This is a genomic window from Achromobacter sp. DH1f (assembly GCF_000633435.1).
Classification (GTDB): domain Bacteria; phylum Pseudomonadota; class Gammaproteobacteria; order Burkholderiales; family Burkholderiaceae_B; genus Achromobacter; species Achromobacter deleyi.
The window spans coordinates 60,141-76,712 of record NZ_AYMF01000023.1 but is presented as its reverse complement, the minus strand read 5'-3'; the positions used below and the strand labels follow the sequence as shown (position 1 = coordinate 76,712).

Annotated in this window: 13 protein-coding genes; 10 read left to right on the top strand and 3 right to left on the bottom strand. The window is 66.8% G+C overall.

Going from position 1 to position 16,572, the window contains the following annotated elements; translation table 11 throughout:
• From U858_RS0118380 to U858_RS0118370, 3 genes are all read left to right on the top strand, one after another.
• Window positions 1–1,305, top strand: coding sequence for an ArgE/DapE family deacylase (locus tag U858_RS0118380; RefSeq protein ID WP_025138619.1), 1,305 nt, complete (start codon window positions 1–3; stop codon window positions 1,303–1,305).
• A 71-nt stretch (window positions 1,306–1,376) separates the two neighbouring features.
• The gene (locus tag U858_RS0118375; RefSeq protein WP_157838823.1) at window positions 1,377–2,342 is read left to right on the top strand and encodes a LysR family transcriptional regulator; all 966 of its coding nucleotides are present in this window, start codon (window positions 1,377–1,379) and stop codon (window positions 2,340–2,342) included.
• A gap of 184 nt (window positions 2,343–2,526) precedes the next feature.
• The gene (locus tag U858_RS0118370; RefSeq protein ID WP_025138617.1) at window positions 2,527–4,806 is read left to right on the top strand and encodes an FdhF/YdeP family oxidoreductase; all 2,280 of its coding nucleotides are present in this window, start codon (window positions 2,527–2,529) and stop codon (window positions 4,804–4,806) included.
• Here the strand turns inward: U858_RS0118370 and U858_RS0118365 are convergent.
• Window positions 4,765–5,397 carry a class I SAM-dependent methyltransferase gene (locus U858_RS0118365; protein ID WP_025138616.1) on the bottom strand — a complete coding sequence of 211 codons (633 nt, stop codon included), beginning with the start codon at window positions 5,395–5,397 and terminating at the stop codon, window positions 4,765–4,767. The genes U858_RS0118370 and U858_RS0118365 overlap by 42 nt on opposite strands.
• A 418-nt stretch (window positions 5,398–5,815) precedes the next feature.
• On the opposite strand from U858_RS0118365, the gene U858_RS0118360 reads away from it, so the two are divergent.
• A complete protein-coding gene (locus U858_RS0118360) occupies window positions 5,816–6,193 on the top strand; it encodes a DUF1294 domain-containing protein (protein WP_025138615.1) in 378 nt (125 codons plus the stop codon).
• Window positions 6,194–6,205: 12 nt separating this feature from the next.
• Here the strand turns inward: U858_RS0118360 and U858_RS0118355 are convergent, their stop codons facing one another.
• Window positions 6,206–6,838: a LysE family translocator gene (locus tag U858_RS0118355; RefSeq protein WP_025138614.1), complete on the bottom strand. Its 633-nt coding sequence runs from the start codon at window positions 6,836–6,838 to the stop codon at window positions 6,206–6,208.
• A 227-nt stretch (window positions 6,839–7,065) separates the two neighbouring features.
• On the opposite strand from U858_RS0118355, the gene U858_RS0118350 reads away from it, so the two are divergent.
• From U858_RS0118350 to U858_RS0118335, 4 genes are all read left to right on the top strand, one after another.
• Window positions 7,066–7,821, top strand: a complete 756-nt coding sequence (locus U858_RS0118350; RefSeq protein ID WP_025138613.1) for a tetratricopeptide repeat protein — start codon at window positions 7,066–7,068, stop codon at window positions 7,819–7,821.
• Between the two features lie 199 nt (window positions 7,822–8,020).
• Window positions 8,021–8,323 carry a zinc ribbon domain-containing protein gene (locus U858_RS36505; RefSeq protein WP_025138612.1) on the top strand — a complete coding sequence of 101 codons (303 nt, stop codon included), beginning with the start codon at window positions 8,021–8,023 and terminating at the stop codon, window positions 8,321–8,323.
• A 112-nt stretch (window positions 8,324–8,435) separates the two neighbouring features.
• A complete protein-coding gene (locus U858_RS0118340; RefSeq protein WP_025138611.1) occupies window positions 8,436–9,365 on the top strand; it encodes a YncE family protein in 930 nt (309 codons plus the stop codon).
• Between the two features lie 68 nt (window positions 9,366–9,433).
• The gene (locus U858_RS0118335) at window positions 9,434–10,453 is read left to right on the top strand and encodes a glycerophosphodiester phosphodiesterase family protein (RefSeq protein ID WP_025138610.1); all 1,020 of its coding nucleotides are present in this window, start codon (window positions 9,434–9,436) and stop codon (window positions 10,451–10,453) included.
• On the opposite strand, the gene U858_RS0118330 is transcribed toward U858_RS0118335, so the two are convergent.
• Complete coding sequence (locus tag U858_RS0118330) at window positions 10,425–13,475, bottom strand: autotransporter outer membrane beta-barrel domain-containing protein (protein ID WP_025138609.1); 3,051 nt, start codon at window positions 13,473–13,475, stop codon at window positions 10,425–10,427. The genes U858_RS0118335 and U858_RS0118330 overlap by 29 nt on opposite strands.
• Window positions 13,476–14,078: 603 nt before the next feature.
• Here U858_RS0118330 and U858_RS0118325 point away from each other — a divergent pair.
• Window positions 14,079–15,422 carry an MFS transporter gene (locus tag U858_RS0118325; protein ID WP_025138608.1) on the top strand — a complete coding sequence of 448 codons (1,344 nt, stop codon included), beginning with the start codon at window positions 14,079–14,081 and terminating at the stop codon, window positions 15,420–15,422.
• Entirely contained in the window at window positions 15,419–16,438 is a 1,020-nt protein-coding gene (locus U858_RS0118320) for a histone deacetylase family protein (protein ID WP_025138607.1), read from the top strand. Before U858_RS0118325 ends, U858_RS0118320 begins: the two co-directional genes overlap by 4 nt.
• Window positions 16,439–16,572 lie beyond the last annotated feature (134 nt).

The following is a 16,572-nucleotide window of genomic DNA, read 5'->3' as shown; positions in this document are numbered from 1 at the left end:
ATGACACAGACAACCACTCCCGCCCCGCTGACCGAGCAGCAGACCCGCCGCATTCTGCAAGCCGTGGACGCCCGCTTCGACGCCCAGCTGGCATTCACGCAGGACCTCGTGCGGTTTCCGTCGCTGCGCGAGCAGGAACATACGGCGCAGGACTTCCTGTTCGAGGCCATGCGCCAGCGCGGCTTTGCAATGGACCGCTGGAAAATCGACGTCAAGGACATCGAGTCGCACCCTGGCTTCGGCCCGGTCACCGTGTCGTACGAAAACGCCTTCAACGTGGTCGGCACGTACCGGCCCGAGGCGCAGACCGGCCGGTCGCTGATCCTGAACGGCCACATCGACGTGGTGCCCACCGGCCCGGTCGACATGTGGAGCCGTTCGCCGTGGGACCCCGCCATCATCGACGGCTGGATGTACGGCCGCGGCGCGGCCGACATGAAGGCCGGTCTGGCCGCCAACCTGTATGCCTACGACGCCGTGCGCGCCGCGGGCTATGCGCCCGCAGCCCCGATCTACTTCCAGTCGGTGGTGGAAGAAGAATGCACCGGCAACGGCGCACTGGCGGCCCTGCTGCGCGGCTACCAGGCCGACGCCGTCATCATTCCGGAGCCCGAAGAGAACATGCTGGTGCGCGCCAACGTCGGCGTGCTGTGGTTCAAGGTGCGCGTGCAGGGCCACCCGACCCACACCCGCGAAATGGCCAATGGCTTCAACGCCATCGACGCGGCCTATGCCGCCATCGAGGCATTGCGCCGGATCGAGGCCAAATGGAACGGCCAGCACCATTGCCACCGCCATTTCGAGCACCTGGACCACCCGATCAATTTCAATATCGGCAAGATCGAAGGCGGCGACTGGCCGTCGACCGTGCCGCCCTGGTGCGAATTCGACGTGCGCGCGGCGATCTACCCCGGCACCACCGCCGACGAGGCCCGCGCCGAGATCGACGCCTGCCTGCGGGATGCCGTGTCCGACCCGCGGCTGGGCGGCACGCCGCCCACGGTCACCTACACCGGCTTCTACGCCGAAGGCTACGTGCTGGAAGAAGGCAGCGCCGCCGAAGACACGCTGCGCGCCTGCCACCGCCAGGCGTTCCAGAACGATCTGCAGAGCTTCACCACGCCCGGCTACCTGGACGCCCGGGTGTTCGTGATCTACGGCAACATGCCCACCCTGGTCTACGGCCCGAAGTCGCTGGACATCCACGGCTTTGACGAACGCGTGCACCTGGAATCCCTGCGGCTGATCACCAAGACCATCGCCCTGTTCATCGCGCAGTGGTGCGGCGTCAGCGAAGCCGGCTAGCCCCTGGGGGCCGGCCTGGCAGGCATAGCCGCGCGGCCGGCCATCCGGCCCGCGCGGTATTTCAGATATCCTTGGCCGTTGCACCTGCCCCACGCCGCGCCGCCATGTTCATCCGCCAGCTCAACTACCTGATCGCCCTGGACAAGCACCGGCATTTCGGCCGCGCGGCCGAAGCCTGCCACGTGTCGCAGCCGGCCCTGTCCAACGGCATCCGCGAGCTGGAACGCGAACTGGGCATCACCATCGTGCGGCGCAACCGCAGCTTTCAGGGCATCACGCCCGAAGGCGAACGCGTGATCCAGTGGGTGCGGCAGATGCTGACGTCGCTGGAAGGCCTGCGCCAGGAAGCCGGGCTGATCCGCAGCGTGCCCAAAGGCCACCTGGCCATCGGCGTCATTCCCACCGCCGGCCACGCCGCCTCGCTGCTCAGCGCGCAGTACCGCGAGATCCTGCCGCAGCTGTCCATGGAAGTCGCCGCGCTGAGCACGCCAGAAATTCTCAAGCGCCTGAAATCACAGGACATTCAGCTGGGCATGCTGTATGACCGGTCGGTGGCCGGCGCCGACTACGACGTGCTGCCGCTGTTCTCGGAACGCTATGTGCTGGTGGCCGACGCCCAGGCCTCGCTGCCGCGCCAGCTGGGCTGGGCCGAAGTGGCCGAGCTGCCGCTGTGCCTGCTCAGCCGCGACATGCAGAACCGCCAGACGCTGGACGAACAGTTCAGATCGGCCGGCGCGCAGCCCGACGTGGTGCTGGAAACCAACGACATGCGCATGCTGCTGGCCGAATGCCAGAGCGGCCGCGCCTTCAGCATCCTGCCGCTGAGCGCCCTGCCCACCCGCCATGAAGGCGCCGACCTGCGGGTGCATCCCATCACCCCGGAAATCACCCAGGACGTCTGCCTGATCCGCCTGCGGCGCGAGCCGCAACCGGCCTTGTCCGAGGCCGCCTGGCAGATCGCCACGGGGCTGGACCTGGAAGCCGCGCTGAACGAGCCGCTGAACCGGGACGCCGCCGTGAACCGCGATACCCGCTGAATCGCGATACCGGCTCACTCCGCACAATTTGCAGCGTTACCCGCCGTGATAACCGCTGGTTATCACGAAATTCAGTCAAACGATTGGCCTGCTGCACCGCCGCAAGGCACGCTGTCGACCTTGGGCGTGGACGGCGCCGTCTTGCCGTCACGGGCTGCAGCCCGGCGCCAGCAGGAGAATCATGATGAGCAAGCAACGAGAAGTGCCCGGCATCCGCCCCTACAACGGCCCGGCCGGCGGCTGGGGCGCCTTGAAGGCCACCGCCCAGGCCGTGCGCCAGCAGATGGAAGTGGTGCAGGCCCCCGTGCTGCTGCTGCGCACCAACCAGCCCACGGGCTTTGACTGCCCCGGCTGCGCCTGGCCCGACAAAGAACACAAATCTACCTTCCAGTTCTGTGAGAACGGCGCCAAGGCCGTCACCTGGGAAGCGACCAGCAAGCGCGTCACGCCGGCATTCTTCGCCCAGCGCACGGTCACGTCGCTCTTGGCGCTGTCGGACCACGAGTTGGAAAACTTCGGCCGCCTGACCCACCCCATGGCCTACGACGCCGCCAGCGACACCTTCCGCGAGGTGTCCTGGGAAGACGCCTTCACCCGCATCGGCCAGGTCATGCGCGAACTGGAAACGCCCGACCAGGCCGAGTTCTACACATCGGGCCGGGCCTCGAACGAAGCGGCCTACCTGTTCCAGCTGTTCGCCCGCGAATTCGGCACCAACAACTTTCCCGATTGCTCGAACATGTGCCACGAGGCCACCAGCGTCGGCCTGCCGCGGTCCATCGGCATCGGCAAGGGCACCGTGTCGCTGGACGACTTCGACCACACCGATTTCATCATCTCGATCGGCCACAACCCGGGCACCAACCACCCGCGCATGATGGGCACGCTGCACGAAGCCGCCCGCCGCAAGGTGCCGATCATCGTCTTCAACCCCCTGCGCGAACGCGCGCTGGAACGCTTCGCCGACCCGCAGAGCATCGTCGAGATGGCCACCTACGGGTCCACCGACATCGCCTCGACCTACTACCAGGTCAAGGCCGGCGGCGACGCCGCGGCGCTCAAGGGCATCATGAAGGCGCTGCTGGCGCTGGATGCCGAGCGCGGCGACGCGCTGGACCACGACTTCATCGCCCAGCACACCCAAGGTGTCGACGCGCTGATCGCCGACCTGGAAGCGACCTCGTGGGCCGACATCGAAAAGCACAGCGGCCTGCCCCGCGCCAGTCTGGAACAGGTGGCCGAGGCCTATTCACGATCCACCGCCGCCATCGTCACCTACGGCATGGGCATCACCCAGCACAACAAGGGCACCGCCAACGTGCGGCTGATCGCCGACCTGCTGCTGTTGCGCGGCAATATCGGCAAGCGCGGCGCCGGCATCTGCCCGCTGCGCGGCCATTCCAACGTGCAGGGCAACCGCACCGTCGGCATCACCGAAAAGCCCTCCGAGAGCTTCCTGCGCAACCTGGAAGACGTGTTCGGTTTCTCTCCGCCGCGCGCCCATGGCCACGATTCGGTGCAGGCCATGCAGGCCATGATCGCCGGCCAGGTGCAGGCGCTGATCTGCCTGGGCGGCAACTTCGCCATGGCCATGCCCGACCCCGAACGCTGCTTTGACGCCATGAAACAGCTGCGCCTTTCCGTGCACCTGGGCACCAAGCTGAACCGGTCGCACCTGCTGGTGGGCAAGGAAACCTTCATCCTGCCCGTGCTGGGCCGCACCGAACTGGACGTGCAGGCCGGCGGCCCGCAGTCGATCACGGTGGAAGATTCCATGTCGATGGTGCACGCGTCCGCCGGCGGCTTGAAGCCGGCCTCGGTGCACCTGCGGTCCGAACCGGCCATCGTCGCCGGCATGGCCCGCGCCGTGCTGCCCGCCAGCAAGGTCGACTGGCTGGGTCTGGTCGACGACTACGACCGCATCCGCACGCTGATCGAACGCACCATCCCGGGCTTTGACGACTACAACGCCCGCATCCGCGTGCCGGGCGGCTTTCGCATGCCGCTGCCCGCCACCGAGCGGCGCTGGAACACGCCCTCGGGCAAGGCGATGTTCTCGGTGTTTCCCGGCATCCGCGAAAGCAACACGGCGTGGGAAGACGACGTCCTGACCCTGGTCACGATACGCAGCCACGACCAGTACAACACCACCATCTACGGCCTGGACGACCGCTACCGAGGCGTGTTCGGCCGGCGCGACGTGCTGTTCATGAACCCCGACGACCTGGCGGCGCTCGGCCTGGAACACGGTGACTTGGTCGACATCGACACCGCCACCGATGGCCGCAAGCTGACGCTCAGGAACATCACCGCCATCGAATACAGCATCGCGCGCGGCACCGTGGCGGCCTACTACCCGGAAGCGAACGTCCTGGTGCCGCTGGACTACATCGACCAGGACAGCGGTACGCCGTCGTACAAGTCAGTGCCGGTGCGGGTGCGACGGGCGGGGTTGGACGGCTGAGCCGCGCGCCGGCGGCCGGCGTGAAAACCGGTACACCGTCGCGGGCGGCAGATTGAACAGCGTGCGGCCCATGCGGGTCGCTTTCAAGCCCAGCCGGTCCAGAATGACGCGTGGCACCGGGCAACGCACCCCATAGGTGAACTGGTAAAAACAGCCCTGCGGCGCCAACTGGCCGAACGCACTCGCCAGAATGGCCATGACCTGCCGCGGCGGCATCGCCAGCAAGGGCAAGCCGCTGACCACGGCCTCGGCAGCGCCCGCCGCAAGCCCTGCACGGCCAAGGCGCGCCGCGTCGATCTGGTGGATGCTGGCGCGCGGATAGCGCCGCTGCAGCAGTTGGGCAAAGCGGGCATCCGGCTCGACCAGCACCAGGCTGGCCTCGTCCACGCCCCGCGCCAGCAAGGCCCGCGTGAACGCGCCGGTGCCCGGCCCCAGCTCCAGCACTGGCCCGCTGCCGGGCCGGACATCACGGGTGATCAACTCGGCCAGCGCCGCGCCCGACGGCGCGATGGCCGCGACCTTCAGGGGGTTGCCCAGCCAGGCCGCAAAGAAATGCAGGTAATCCGAATACCGGGAGGCATGTGTCGTCATTGCAGGATTTCCGTGTCGTTCCCAAACGCCACCGCCCGGCAACATGGCCGGGCGGCGTCTGCGTCGAGTCTACGGGCCGCCGATTCAAGAAAACATGAACGCCACGGTCGTAAATATCTCAATCGGTGACGGCGCGGGGGCCAAGAGCCGCGGACGGCAGGGCCGGTCGCCCATGGCGCGGTGCCGTGCATGCTGAAGGCGCGTGATGCGCTTCTTCAAAATTCTCTACACTCGGTGACTCGCGCCGGGCGGCGTCCTGGTAGGCGAGATGCCGGCGGCCGCCAAGTGTCGCCCTCACCTCGGCTCGCCGCGCGGCCGGAACACGCCAACGCAGCGTCGGAACGCATGCAATGAACCTATCCAGAACCCCTGCCGCCATCGCGATCTCGACCGCTAATCGCGGCAAGGCGCCCCGATCATGAAGGGCCCGATCTTCCTGCTGGCCTGCGCCGCCGCCTATGGCCTGGCCGCCTACCTGTGGGCTGTGCCACTGTGGGTGGGCGTTGCCTACGTGGTGCTAAGCCTCATCACCTTCGGCGTCTATGCCCGCGACAAGGCCCTGGCCCGGGCCGGCCTGTGGCGGATTCCCGAACGCACCCTGCATGGTTTGGCGCTGGCGGGCGGCTGGCCCGGCGCGTTGCTGGCCCAGCGCTGGCTGCGGCATAAATCGGTGAAACGGCCGTTTCGAATCGTCTACGCGATCACGGTTGTGTTGAACCTGGCCTTGTTCGCAGGGGTGTGGTCGCCGATGGGCCGCGCGCTGTGGCAGCCCCTGGCAACGCCGTGGATTGGGTAACGGACCAGCCCGTCAGGCCTTGCCCGACTTCAGCGACAGCACCAGCACGCCCGCGCCGACCAGCGTCAGCCCCGCCGTCGTGTTCAACCGCGCCGCCACCGCCGGACGCGACATCAGCCAGCCGGACAAGCGGGCGGCAAAGGCGCCCACCAGCGCAAAGATGACGAAGGTCAGCAAGGCAAAGATCGACCCGTAGACCAGCATCTGCACCTGCACCGAGCCCCGGCTGGCATCCGCGAACTGCGGCAGGAACGCCAGCACGAACAGCCCCGGCTTGGGATTGAGCACATTCGAGAAGAACCCCACGCTCAGCACCTTGCGCAGCGGCAGGTGGTGCGACTTGCGCAGGGTGATCAGGTCCTTGGCGCGAAGCGCCTTGATGCCCAGGTAGATCAGGTAGGCCGCGCCCACCAGCTTGATGCCCCAGAACAGCGCTTCGGACGTCTGCATCAGCAGCGACAGCCCAAACGTGGCCGCCACCGTATGCACCATGATGCCCCCGGCCGCACCCAGCGACGACACGGCGGCCGCCACCCTGCCCTGACTGAGGCCGCGGCTGAGCGCCAGGATGTTGTCCGGACCGGGCGACACCACCACGATGGCGCAGGCAAGCAGATAGGGCAACAGGACTTCTAGGGGGAACATGGGGGGTCTCCGGCAAAAAAGGGGCGATGCCAAAACGGCGGGCTGGCGCAATCGCTCAATGATACCTGTGGGGGTTGCAGAAAAAACCGCGCCCCTGCCGCGTTATCGGAAACTTCCTACGCTTCATTGACGACGCCTCGCCTAGAATTTCTGCGCTGTTTATTGCTCGGACCACAGCGACGCCGCACGGGTTCGGGCCCCTTTCAGACCCTCTTTCTATGACCACCATGCCGTATCTGGGTATAGGCCTTCATGTCGTCATTGCGTTGTTCTTTGCCGTGCACGCCGTGCGCAGCCATCAGAACACCTATTGGCTGATCATTCTGTTTTCATTTCCCGGGCTGGGTAGCATCGTCTACTTGCTGGCCATCTATTTGCCGGATATTCGCCATTCGCGCGGCGCACATGTCACGGCACGTGTCGCGACACAGCTGATCGACCCCAACCGCGCCGTGCGCCAGGCGCGCCGAGAGGTAGACCGGGCGCCCACCGTACAGAACCGCATGCACCTGGCCAATGCCCTGCTCGCCTCGGGAGAATCCACCGAAGCCCGCCAGCTGTATCAGGATGCCGCCCACGGCCCCTTCGCCGACGACCCCGACTTGCTCAAAGGCCTGGCCCGAGCCGAATTTGCCTGCGGCAACGGCGCGGGCGCCGTGGCTGCGCTTGATACCTTGTTCGCCGCTCACCCCATAATGCGCGATCAGGCCGATCCCGGCCTGCTATATGCCCGTTCATTGGCCTTGGCCGGCCTACCCGCCGCACGCCGGGCATTCGAGCAGGCCCTCATCCGTGCCAATAGCCCGGCTGCCGCTTGTCTGTATGCCGAATGGTTGCAGGCGCAAGGCAACCGCGAAGACCAGGCCCGCGCGGGCGACCTGTTTGCCGAAATCATCAACGAAGCGCGTCACTGGCCGCGTGCCACCAAAAAATTCAACAAGGAATGGATACAGCGTGCGCAAGCGGGCTTGGGCCAAGCATGACCGAGCCTCGCCCGGGGCGACGAATTTACCTCATGCGTCTGAATCGACTGGACCGAAGCGGGCTTGGCCCCCTGCGGGGGCAAGCCCGCCACGCTGCGCTTCCGACTGTTCGAAGCCGAGCCACCCGTTGACCCTAAAGTTACTTCATGCTTTTGAATCGAGCCCAGATCAATGCCGCAAGGCTAACGGGAGTCCGAACATGGGCCTATTCAAGCAACTTCTGGGCGGCGCCTACGGCAGCCACCACGGTCAAGATTCTCATGGCGGCGCCCATGGCCAACGCCATGGCCGCTATCCGGCGCAAGGCGATGCGCCGGCAAACCGCGCGCCCCAGCCGTCCACCATCCACTGCAATGCCTGTGGCGCATCGCAAGCCGCGGGCGGCCGGTACTGCGGGCAATGCGGCGCATCGCTGGTTCTGGCCGCCTGTCCGCAATGCAAAGCCGCGCTCACGCCCGGGGCGAGCTTTTGCGGGCAGTGCGGCGTGCGGGTACAACCGTGACGCAGCAATTCAGGCGGCGTTCTTGGGCACCGCGCCAATCTGGCGCGCGCTGCCCGACCATGCGCAGGCGGCAAGCGATATAGTGCTGCCCTGCCCCCCGCCGGAGTCCGAGATGTACATAGATGTGCGCCGCCGTTTGGTGTTCTTCGACCAGACCGATCGTTTCCTGCCCCAGCCCGGGCTGGCCAGGTACGACCCTGCCAGCGGCCAGTTGTCGGCCGTGCCCGGCGCGCAGGCCGGCGACGTCGTCAATGATGTGGCCCGCGACGGCAATGCCCTGGCGTTGGCCTCGGCCGACTGGGTGACCGTGCGCAATGCCAGTCGCACCCGCCTGACCTTCGTGGCCAACGGCAACGTCGCACACCAGACCGACAAGTTCCTGTCGTTCTGGTCGCGCTTTGACCCCTCGGGCCGTTTTGCCCTGGTCAGCGTCTTCAATGGCAAGCGCCGCCCCGTGGTGATCGACCTGGACAGCGGCGCATGCAGCGACCCCATCGCGCGCGATCTCGACGCCCGCTTCGGCGATGTGGACCCCTTCGATGGCCGCTTGTGGGCCCCGGACGAACGCGCGAAAGACTCGGTGCTGGCCGTCGACTGCCGCAGCGGCGACGTTCAGAAGGTCAAGCTCCCGTTGGGCGAAAAAGTGGGGCGGGTGCGCTTCGCCCGAGACGGCGCCGCATTGTTCGCCACGGCCGCCAACAACCGCCTGCTGTGCTGCGACCGCGACGGCGCGGTGCGCTGGTCGCGCGATATCGGCGAGTACGGCGAAGTGCGCGCCGGCAACATCTACTTCAATGAAGACGGCACCTACCTGTGCCTGCCCCTGTCAGAGACGCCCCGCAGCAACTGGGGCGAAGACCTGGTCATCGATGCCCGTACCGGCGCGGTCGACAACGCCATCCTGCGCCATCGCGGGCCACCGGCACGGCTGGCGTCGGATTGGTTTGGCGATCGGCTATTGACGCATGGCGGCGAGATTGTGGATTTTCATACCGGGGCGGTGGTTGAGCAGCTGACATTCGGGCGGGTCGGTGCGGATTGATGGGAAAGTGGAAATTGCGCTGTCGCAGAAAAACGTAGACTGACACGTCGTCTCTCCCGGAGTCCCCTGTGCCCCAAGCCCCTCTGCGTGCCAGCCTGCTCGCCCTCTGCGCCGCCCTGCTGACCGCCTGCGCGTCGACTCCCCCGGCTCGCCCCGCCGCGTCCCTGCCAATGGTCATCGCGCACCGCGGCGGCACGGCCGATGCGCCGGAGAACACGCTCGAAGCGATCCGGCTGGCCATCGAGCACCGCGCTGACGCCTTGTGGCTGACGGTGCAATTGAGCCGCGATGGGGTTCCGGTGCTGTACCGCCCGGCAGACCTGTCGGCGTTGACCGACGCGCGTGGCCCCGTCGCCAGCCATACCGCGGCCGAACTGGCGCGGGTCAATGCCGGGTGGACGTTCCAGCGGCCGGGTACTGGCAACAAAGACAAGGGCAACGACAGCAGCAGCAGCAGCAGCAGCAGCAGCAGCAGCAACAACAACGACTACCCCTACCGTGACCATCCGACAGGCATTCCGACGCTGCGCGAAGCCTTGCGCGCCATTCCGCCCGGGATGCCGGTCATCCTGGACATGAAGGCCTTGCCCGCCGCCCCGCAAACGCAGGCCGTGGCTCGCGTGCTGACCGAGGAACAGGCCTGGCCGCGCGTGGTGATCTATTCCACCGAAGCCGATTACCAACAGAGTTTTGCGGCGTATCCGCAGGCACGTCTGTTCGAGTCGCGCGACGCGACGCGTTTGCGCCTGCTGCAAGTTAGCCTGGGCGCGGGCTGCATCGAACCGCCCGCGGCATCGACCTGGACGGCGTTCGAACTGCATCGCAAGGTGACGGTGACCGAGAAGTTCACGCTGGGTGAAGGCCGGTCGGAGATCGACGCGACGCTGTGGTCGCCCGAGTCGGTGGCGTGCTTTCGCCAGCGATCGCCACAGGTGCGGATCGTGGCGATTGCCGTGAACAATGCCGCCGATTACCAGGCGGCGGCATGCTTGGGGGTGGACGCGGTGCTGGCGGATTCGCCAGCCAGAATGGCGGCGATCCGCGCGGACCCCGCGTTCGTCAGAACAAGTACCGAATGCCGCCGTTGAACATCCACGACTGCACCCCGGCGCTGCCGATGTCTTCCTGCCGCGCCACTTCGCCGTAGAGCGAGAACTGCTCGGTGACGGTGCCGGTGGCGCCGATGGACAAGCGCATGGCGTCGCCGTACTTGCCCGTGTCAAAGCGCACGTCGCCGACGCGCACGTCGCTGCCGCCGACAAAGCCGTGCATCACATCCAGGCCCAGGTACGGCGTGAGGATGCCGCGGTTGAGTTCGAACGGGCGCGTCAGCCGCACGCCCAAGCGGCCGGTGACCTGGTTCTGCGAGCCGATGTCCACGTCCAGCCCGTCGACGTCGGTGCGGCGGTCGAAGGTCAGGCGTTGGGCGATGACCTGGGCTTGCGGTTCCAGGATGAAGCCGCGGCTCAGGGCGATGGGGTAGCCGGCTTCGACCGACGCGGCGTAGCTGTCGCCGCGCAGGTCCATGGCCTTGCCGCGCGCGTCGGTGGCGATGCTGCCGTCAAAGCGGCCGACGGACAGGATGCTGTCGACGTACCAGCCCTGCTGGCTCTGGTAGGTGGCGTAGCCGGACAGGCGGTAGATGTCGGCCTTGCCCTTGCTGTGGCCGTCGACGGCGTCGGGCGTGAAGTTCAGCCAGCCCAGGGTGCCTGCCGCGCCAAAGCGCCAGGTGCCGTGGTCGTCGCGCAGCCTGAGCAGGTTGCCGCCCAGCTGGATGGCGCTGTAGTCGCCGTCGGCGTCGTAGCCGTACTGCTTGAAGCCGCGGTTGCTGCTGTAGCTGAAGTCCCCCCCGTAAGCGCGGAAGAAGAATTCCCCCGGGCCCTGGTCGCGCGTCAGCTGGCGGTCGTCGCGGATTTCACCCAGGCGGCGGTGCAGCGAGTCCAGGTCGGCGATGGTGGCGTACTGCAAGGCGATGGGCGCCGTGAGGTAGCTGGCGACTTGCGGTGCGACGGCCGGGCGGGCACCAGACGGCACGCTGGGGCTGCCGCCGGGGCTGCCACCGGGGTCGACCGGGCCTTCGGGCGTGACGTAGGCGTTTTGCAGGCGATAGTCCCAGAAGCTGTCGCCGTTGCCCACCAGCGATTGCGACGCATCGGCGGCGCCGTTTTCCGAGCCGGGGCCGTAGGCGTACAGGTGGTAGGCGTAGGGCGAATCGTGCGTGACGGCGTAACCGCCGGGCAGCGCGAAGGCCTGGGCGGTGGAGTGCCCGCCGACCTGCACCAGCGAGATGCCTTCGTGCGCACCCAGCGAACCGTCGGGCGTGGTGAGGCCGCCGGGGCTGCCGGCCACGGGGGTGACCTGCACATAGGTGGTGCCGGACGCATCGCCCGCGATCAGCAGGCGGTCGGTGTGCTGGTCGGCCAGCGCGCCGCCGGCGTTCAGGTAGGTGTTCACGTCCAGGGCGCCGTTGTCGCCGCGGTAGTCGCCGGTGACCTGCACCACGCGGTAGGACGCGGCGCGGGTCGGGTTGGCGGCCACGTCGGCGGCGGCGCGCAGGTTCACCAGGCTGTCGACGTTGACCAGCGTGGTCACGACCGAATCGCCGGTGACTTGCCAAGTGCTGCCGTCGGTCAGGTCCAGGTTTGTAGTGCTGCCGGCCTGGGTCAGCACGCGGCCGTCGATGCGCGAGCCGCTGGCCACGATGTCGGCCTGGCCCGGCGCGTCGGCGCCGATGTTGAAGGCGGCGTTGCCGCCGGTGACGGACGAGCCGGTCAGGTTGATGACGGCCGGGCCGCCGGTCAGGTGGATGCCATCGGCCTGGTCAGATGCGATGGCAGAATCGGTCAGGTCAAAGACCTGGGCGGCAGCGCCTGCGGTGCCGGTCAGGTGCAGGCCCTGGGCGTTGGCGCCCGCGGCATGCAAGGTCGCGCCGGTGGCGGAAAAGCGCGTGGCGTTGGGCGACACGCGCACGGCGTCGGCGCCGTCGCCTTCGGTGCTAACCAGGGTGCCCGTGCCGTCATGGCGGCCCAGGTTGACGGTGCCCCAGCCTTCCACGTGCACGCCGTGGGAGGCCTGCCCCACCGTGTGCACGTAGGCGCCATCGATGTCGGCGACGGACCCGGACTGCACGCGCACGGCCACCGCGTTGTTGCCTAGCGTCTGCACCGCACCGCCCTGGAGTGTGACGGGCGCCGACGACGTGGCGAACAGGCCGTAGGTGCCGTCCTTGACCCCGTTGATGGTCGTGCCCGCCAGGCCGACCTGGCCGCCACTGACGTAGACGCCGTAGCTCTGGTCGGATTGGATCCACATATTGTTGCCCTGGAACACGCCGTTGCTGTTCACATAGACGCCGACTGCCCCGGCGCCCTGGGTATGGATGCGGGTGCCGTCGCCGGTGTAGGCGCCCTGGCTTTGCACCAGCACGCCATAGCTGGTGGCGCCTTCGGTGATGATGGAACCGCCGTTCGTCGTGATCCGGGCGCTGTCCAGCACATGAATGCCGTAGGCGGTGTCGCCGCGCGTCAGGATATCGACGTTGTTCAATTCTGCGCCCGCGCCCTGCCACAGCTCGACGCCCTTGGAGTTGTCCTGCAGCGTGGTCAGGGTGGAATCGTGCAGCACGGTGGTGGCCTGGGCGCCGAATGAGCGCAAGGCGTAGGAATCGAAGAAGTCGGTGGTGACGTAGACGTTGGTGCCTTCGAATTCCGACGCCGCGGCGCCGGTGCCCACGTTGTAGATGCCGCGCACGTCGCCGCCGCCCGCATGGATGTAGGTACCGCCGGCCTTGACCTCGATCTTGCCGCCGCTGCGCACGTACAGGCCGTCGATGGCGTTGCCGCTGACGTTGATGCGGATGGGGCTGCCATCGCCGCGCGAGGGGTCCAGGATGGCGCTGCCGCCGATGACCTGGATGCCGGTGCCGCCCATCTGGGCCGGATACGGCGGGGTCGGGTTGATGATCGTGCCGCCGACAAAGACTTTTTCTTCACCGTCACGCACCTGGAAGGGCTCGGTGTAGGTGCCTTGCGGCACTTCCTGCGCCAACACCGGCATGGCGGCGAAGGCGGCAAACAGCGCGACCGTCAGGGGAGCCAGGCGGGAAATCAAGCGGCGCGCCTGACGGTTTCCGTGTTGAGCCCGCGCGGCGCGCGTCACCCTCCGTTCTGCCGTCTTGCGTCCGTTCGTTCCCGCCTTGCTACATCCACCTTCCTGGTCTGCGCATCTCATGATGGGCTCCTGATTGAAGTCGTTGATGACAACCGACGTCAGTCAGGGGGGATGAGCACGTTGCTGCTGTGCACGCATGTGTAGCGACCAACGTCAGCACTGAGACCACGTTAGCGCTAGCATTTAATAGGTACAAACCCTGATGAGCCGTCCCTTGATTCAGGACAAGGACAGGGGGAATTTCGGGTGAACAATTGCACAGACCCGTGTCAAGAATCGTTAATTATCAAAGGCTTGGGTTTCTTATATCGGAGTGGGCATGGCCAGGCGCCCTCTCTGTGCGCCGACCCCGCCAAGGGGGCTGGCTCGGGTCGGCTGCAACCCGGCGCCCTTCGGCAAATTCCCCCATCTTCGGCCAAACCTAGGGTTTTCACTCATAAATTCGCTGAATTTCGCGAATAAGAATTCAGAATTTTTCTTATGGCGAGGCCGCGCGTATAACGACTGACGCAGCAAACCTCAACCCATTTCAGAGAGATAAACATGAGGGGAAATTCCAAGACGGGCCACCAGCCGGTGCGCGCGTCCACGGCCGCTTTCGTCGGCACCATGATCGAGTGGTACGACTTCTATATCTACGCCACCGCCGCCGCGCTGGTGTTCGGCAAACTGTTCTTTCCATCGGCCACGGGCTTCTACGGCACGCTGGCCGCGTTCGGCACCTTTGCCGTGGGCTTTTTTGCGCGGCCGCTGGGCGGCGCGATCTTCGGGCATATCGGCGACCGCATCGGGCGCAAGAAATCGCTGGTCATCACCCTATTGATGATGGGCACGGTGACTGTGCTGATCGGCCTGTTGCCGACCTACGCGTCGATCGGCATCTGGGCGCCGATCCTGCTGGTGCTCTTGCGCATCGTGCAAGGCGTGGCGGTGGGCGGTGAATGGGGCGGCGCGGTGCTGATGGCGGGCGAGCATTCGCCGGACAAGAGCAAGCGCACCTTCTTCGCGTCGTTCGCGCAGCTGGGCAGCCCGGCCGGCCTGATCCTGTCGATGCTGATGTTCAAGCTAGTGACGGGGCTGGACGACGCGGCCTTCCTGTCGTGGGGCTGGCGTGTGCCGTTCCTGTTCTCGGCCGTGCTGCTGGCGGTGGGCTTCGTGATCCGCCTGAGCGTGAACGAATCGCCTGATTTCCTGGAAGAAAAGCAGGCCCGGGCCGCGAAGCAAAAGCAGCCTCAACACACCAAACCCGAACGCGCCCCGCTGGCGCAGGTGCTGACCGGCGCGCCCAAGCTGCTGGCGATGGCGGTGGGCGCCAATGTGCTGGGCATTGCGGGGTTCTATTTCACCAGCACGTTCATGATCGCCTACACCACGCAGTACGTGGGCCTGAACCGCGCGGTGATCCTGGACTGCCTGCTGGTGGTGTCGATCATGCAGTTCTTCATCACGCCGCTGGCCGCCTACATCGCCAGCCGCGTGGGCAATCTGCGGTTCCTGGCGTTCACCGCGCTGGTGTCGATCTTCACGCCGTACGCGATGTTCAACCTGGTGGACATGGGGTCGCTTTCGTCGATCACGCTGGGCATCGGCGTGGCGGTGCTGTTCATGGGCGCCTACTATGCGGTGATTGCGGGCTTTGTCAGCGACAGCTTTCCCACGGCGATCCGCTACACCGGCATTTCGATGGCCTATCAGCTGTCGGGTGCGATCTTCGGCGGCCTGACGCCAATGCTGGGCACGGTGCTGGCCGAGAATTTCAAGGGCCAGTGGTGGCCGCTGGCGCTGCTGTTCTCGGGGATTTCGCTGCTGTCGCTGGTATCCGTGCTATTGCTGGGGGCCTACGGCCAGCGCCGCGTTCAATTCCACCTGAAGGGGCAACAAGCATGAAGGCGTTTTTCCACGACGACCAGAAACTGCACCATCCGCAGACCTACTTCTCGCGCGGCAAGATGCGCACGCCGCAGGAAGTGCCGTCGCGCCTGGACGCGCTGGCGCAGGCCGCCCGCCACCTGGGCTTTGACGTGCAGGCGCCTGCCGACCACGGCACCGAGCCGCTGGCCGCGGTGCACACGCCGGCCTACCTGCAATTCCTGCAGAACGCCCACGCCGACTGGAAAAAGCTGCCCGAGGACTGGGGCGACGAGGTCGTGTCCAACGTCTTCGTGCGCGAACCCAACGCGTTGCGCGGCGTGCTGGCGCAGGCGGCGCGCTACCTGGCCGACGGCAGTTGCCCGGTGGGGCCGAACACCTGGCGGTCGGCCTATTGGTCGGCGCAGTGCGCCGTGGCCGCCGCCGACCGCATCGTGGCCGGCGACCGCCACGCCTACGCCATCTGCCGTCCGCCCGGCCACCACGCCCGGCGCGATGCGGCAGGCGGCTTCTGCTACCTGAACAACGCGGCGATTGCCGCCCAGCGCCTGCGCGGCAAGTACGGCCGCGTGGCGATCCTGGATACCGACATGCACCACGGCCAGGGCATCCAGGACATCTTCTATGAACGCAACGACGTGCTGTACGTGTCGATCCACGGCGACCCCGAGAACTTCTACCCGGTGGTGGCCGGCTTTGAAGATGAGCGCGGCGCGGGCGATGGCTATGGCTACAACGTGAATCTGCCGATGCCGCACGGGTCGCCCGAATCGGTGTTCTTCGACCGCCTGGCCCAGGCGCGCGCGGCCATCGAGAAGTTCCAGCCCGACGTGCTGGTGCTGTCGCTGGGGTTCGATATTTTCGAGAAGGACCCGCAGGCGATGGTGGCCGTGTCGGAAGATGGCTTCGAGCGGCTGGGCCGCGAGGTCGGCAGCCTGGCGCTGCCCACCTTGATCGTGCAGGAAGGCGGCTACTATATCGAGGGCCTGGAATCCAACGCCGCGCGATTCTTCGCAGGACTGGCCGGCGCCTGACCCCCTGGCGGCCGGCCTAACGGACGGGCAGGTTGTCGGCCTGCCCTGGTCCGCTTCAATGCCTTCTTGTCCGCCCACATGCCCGCCTTGACTGAACGCCCCGCCGTCCGCCCCGCCAACGCCCTGCCGCTGGC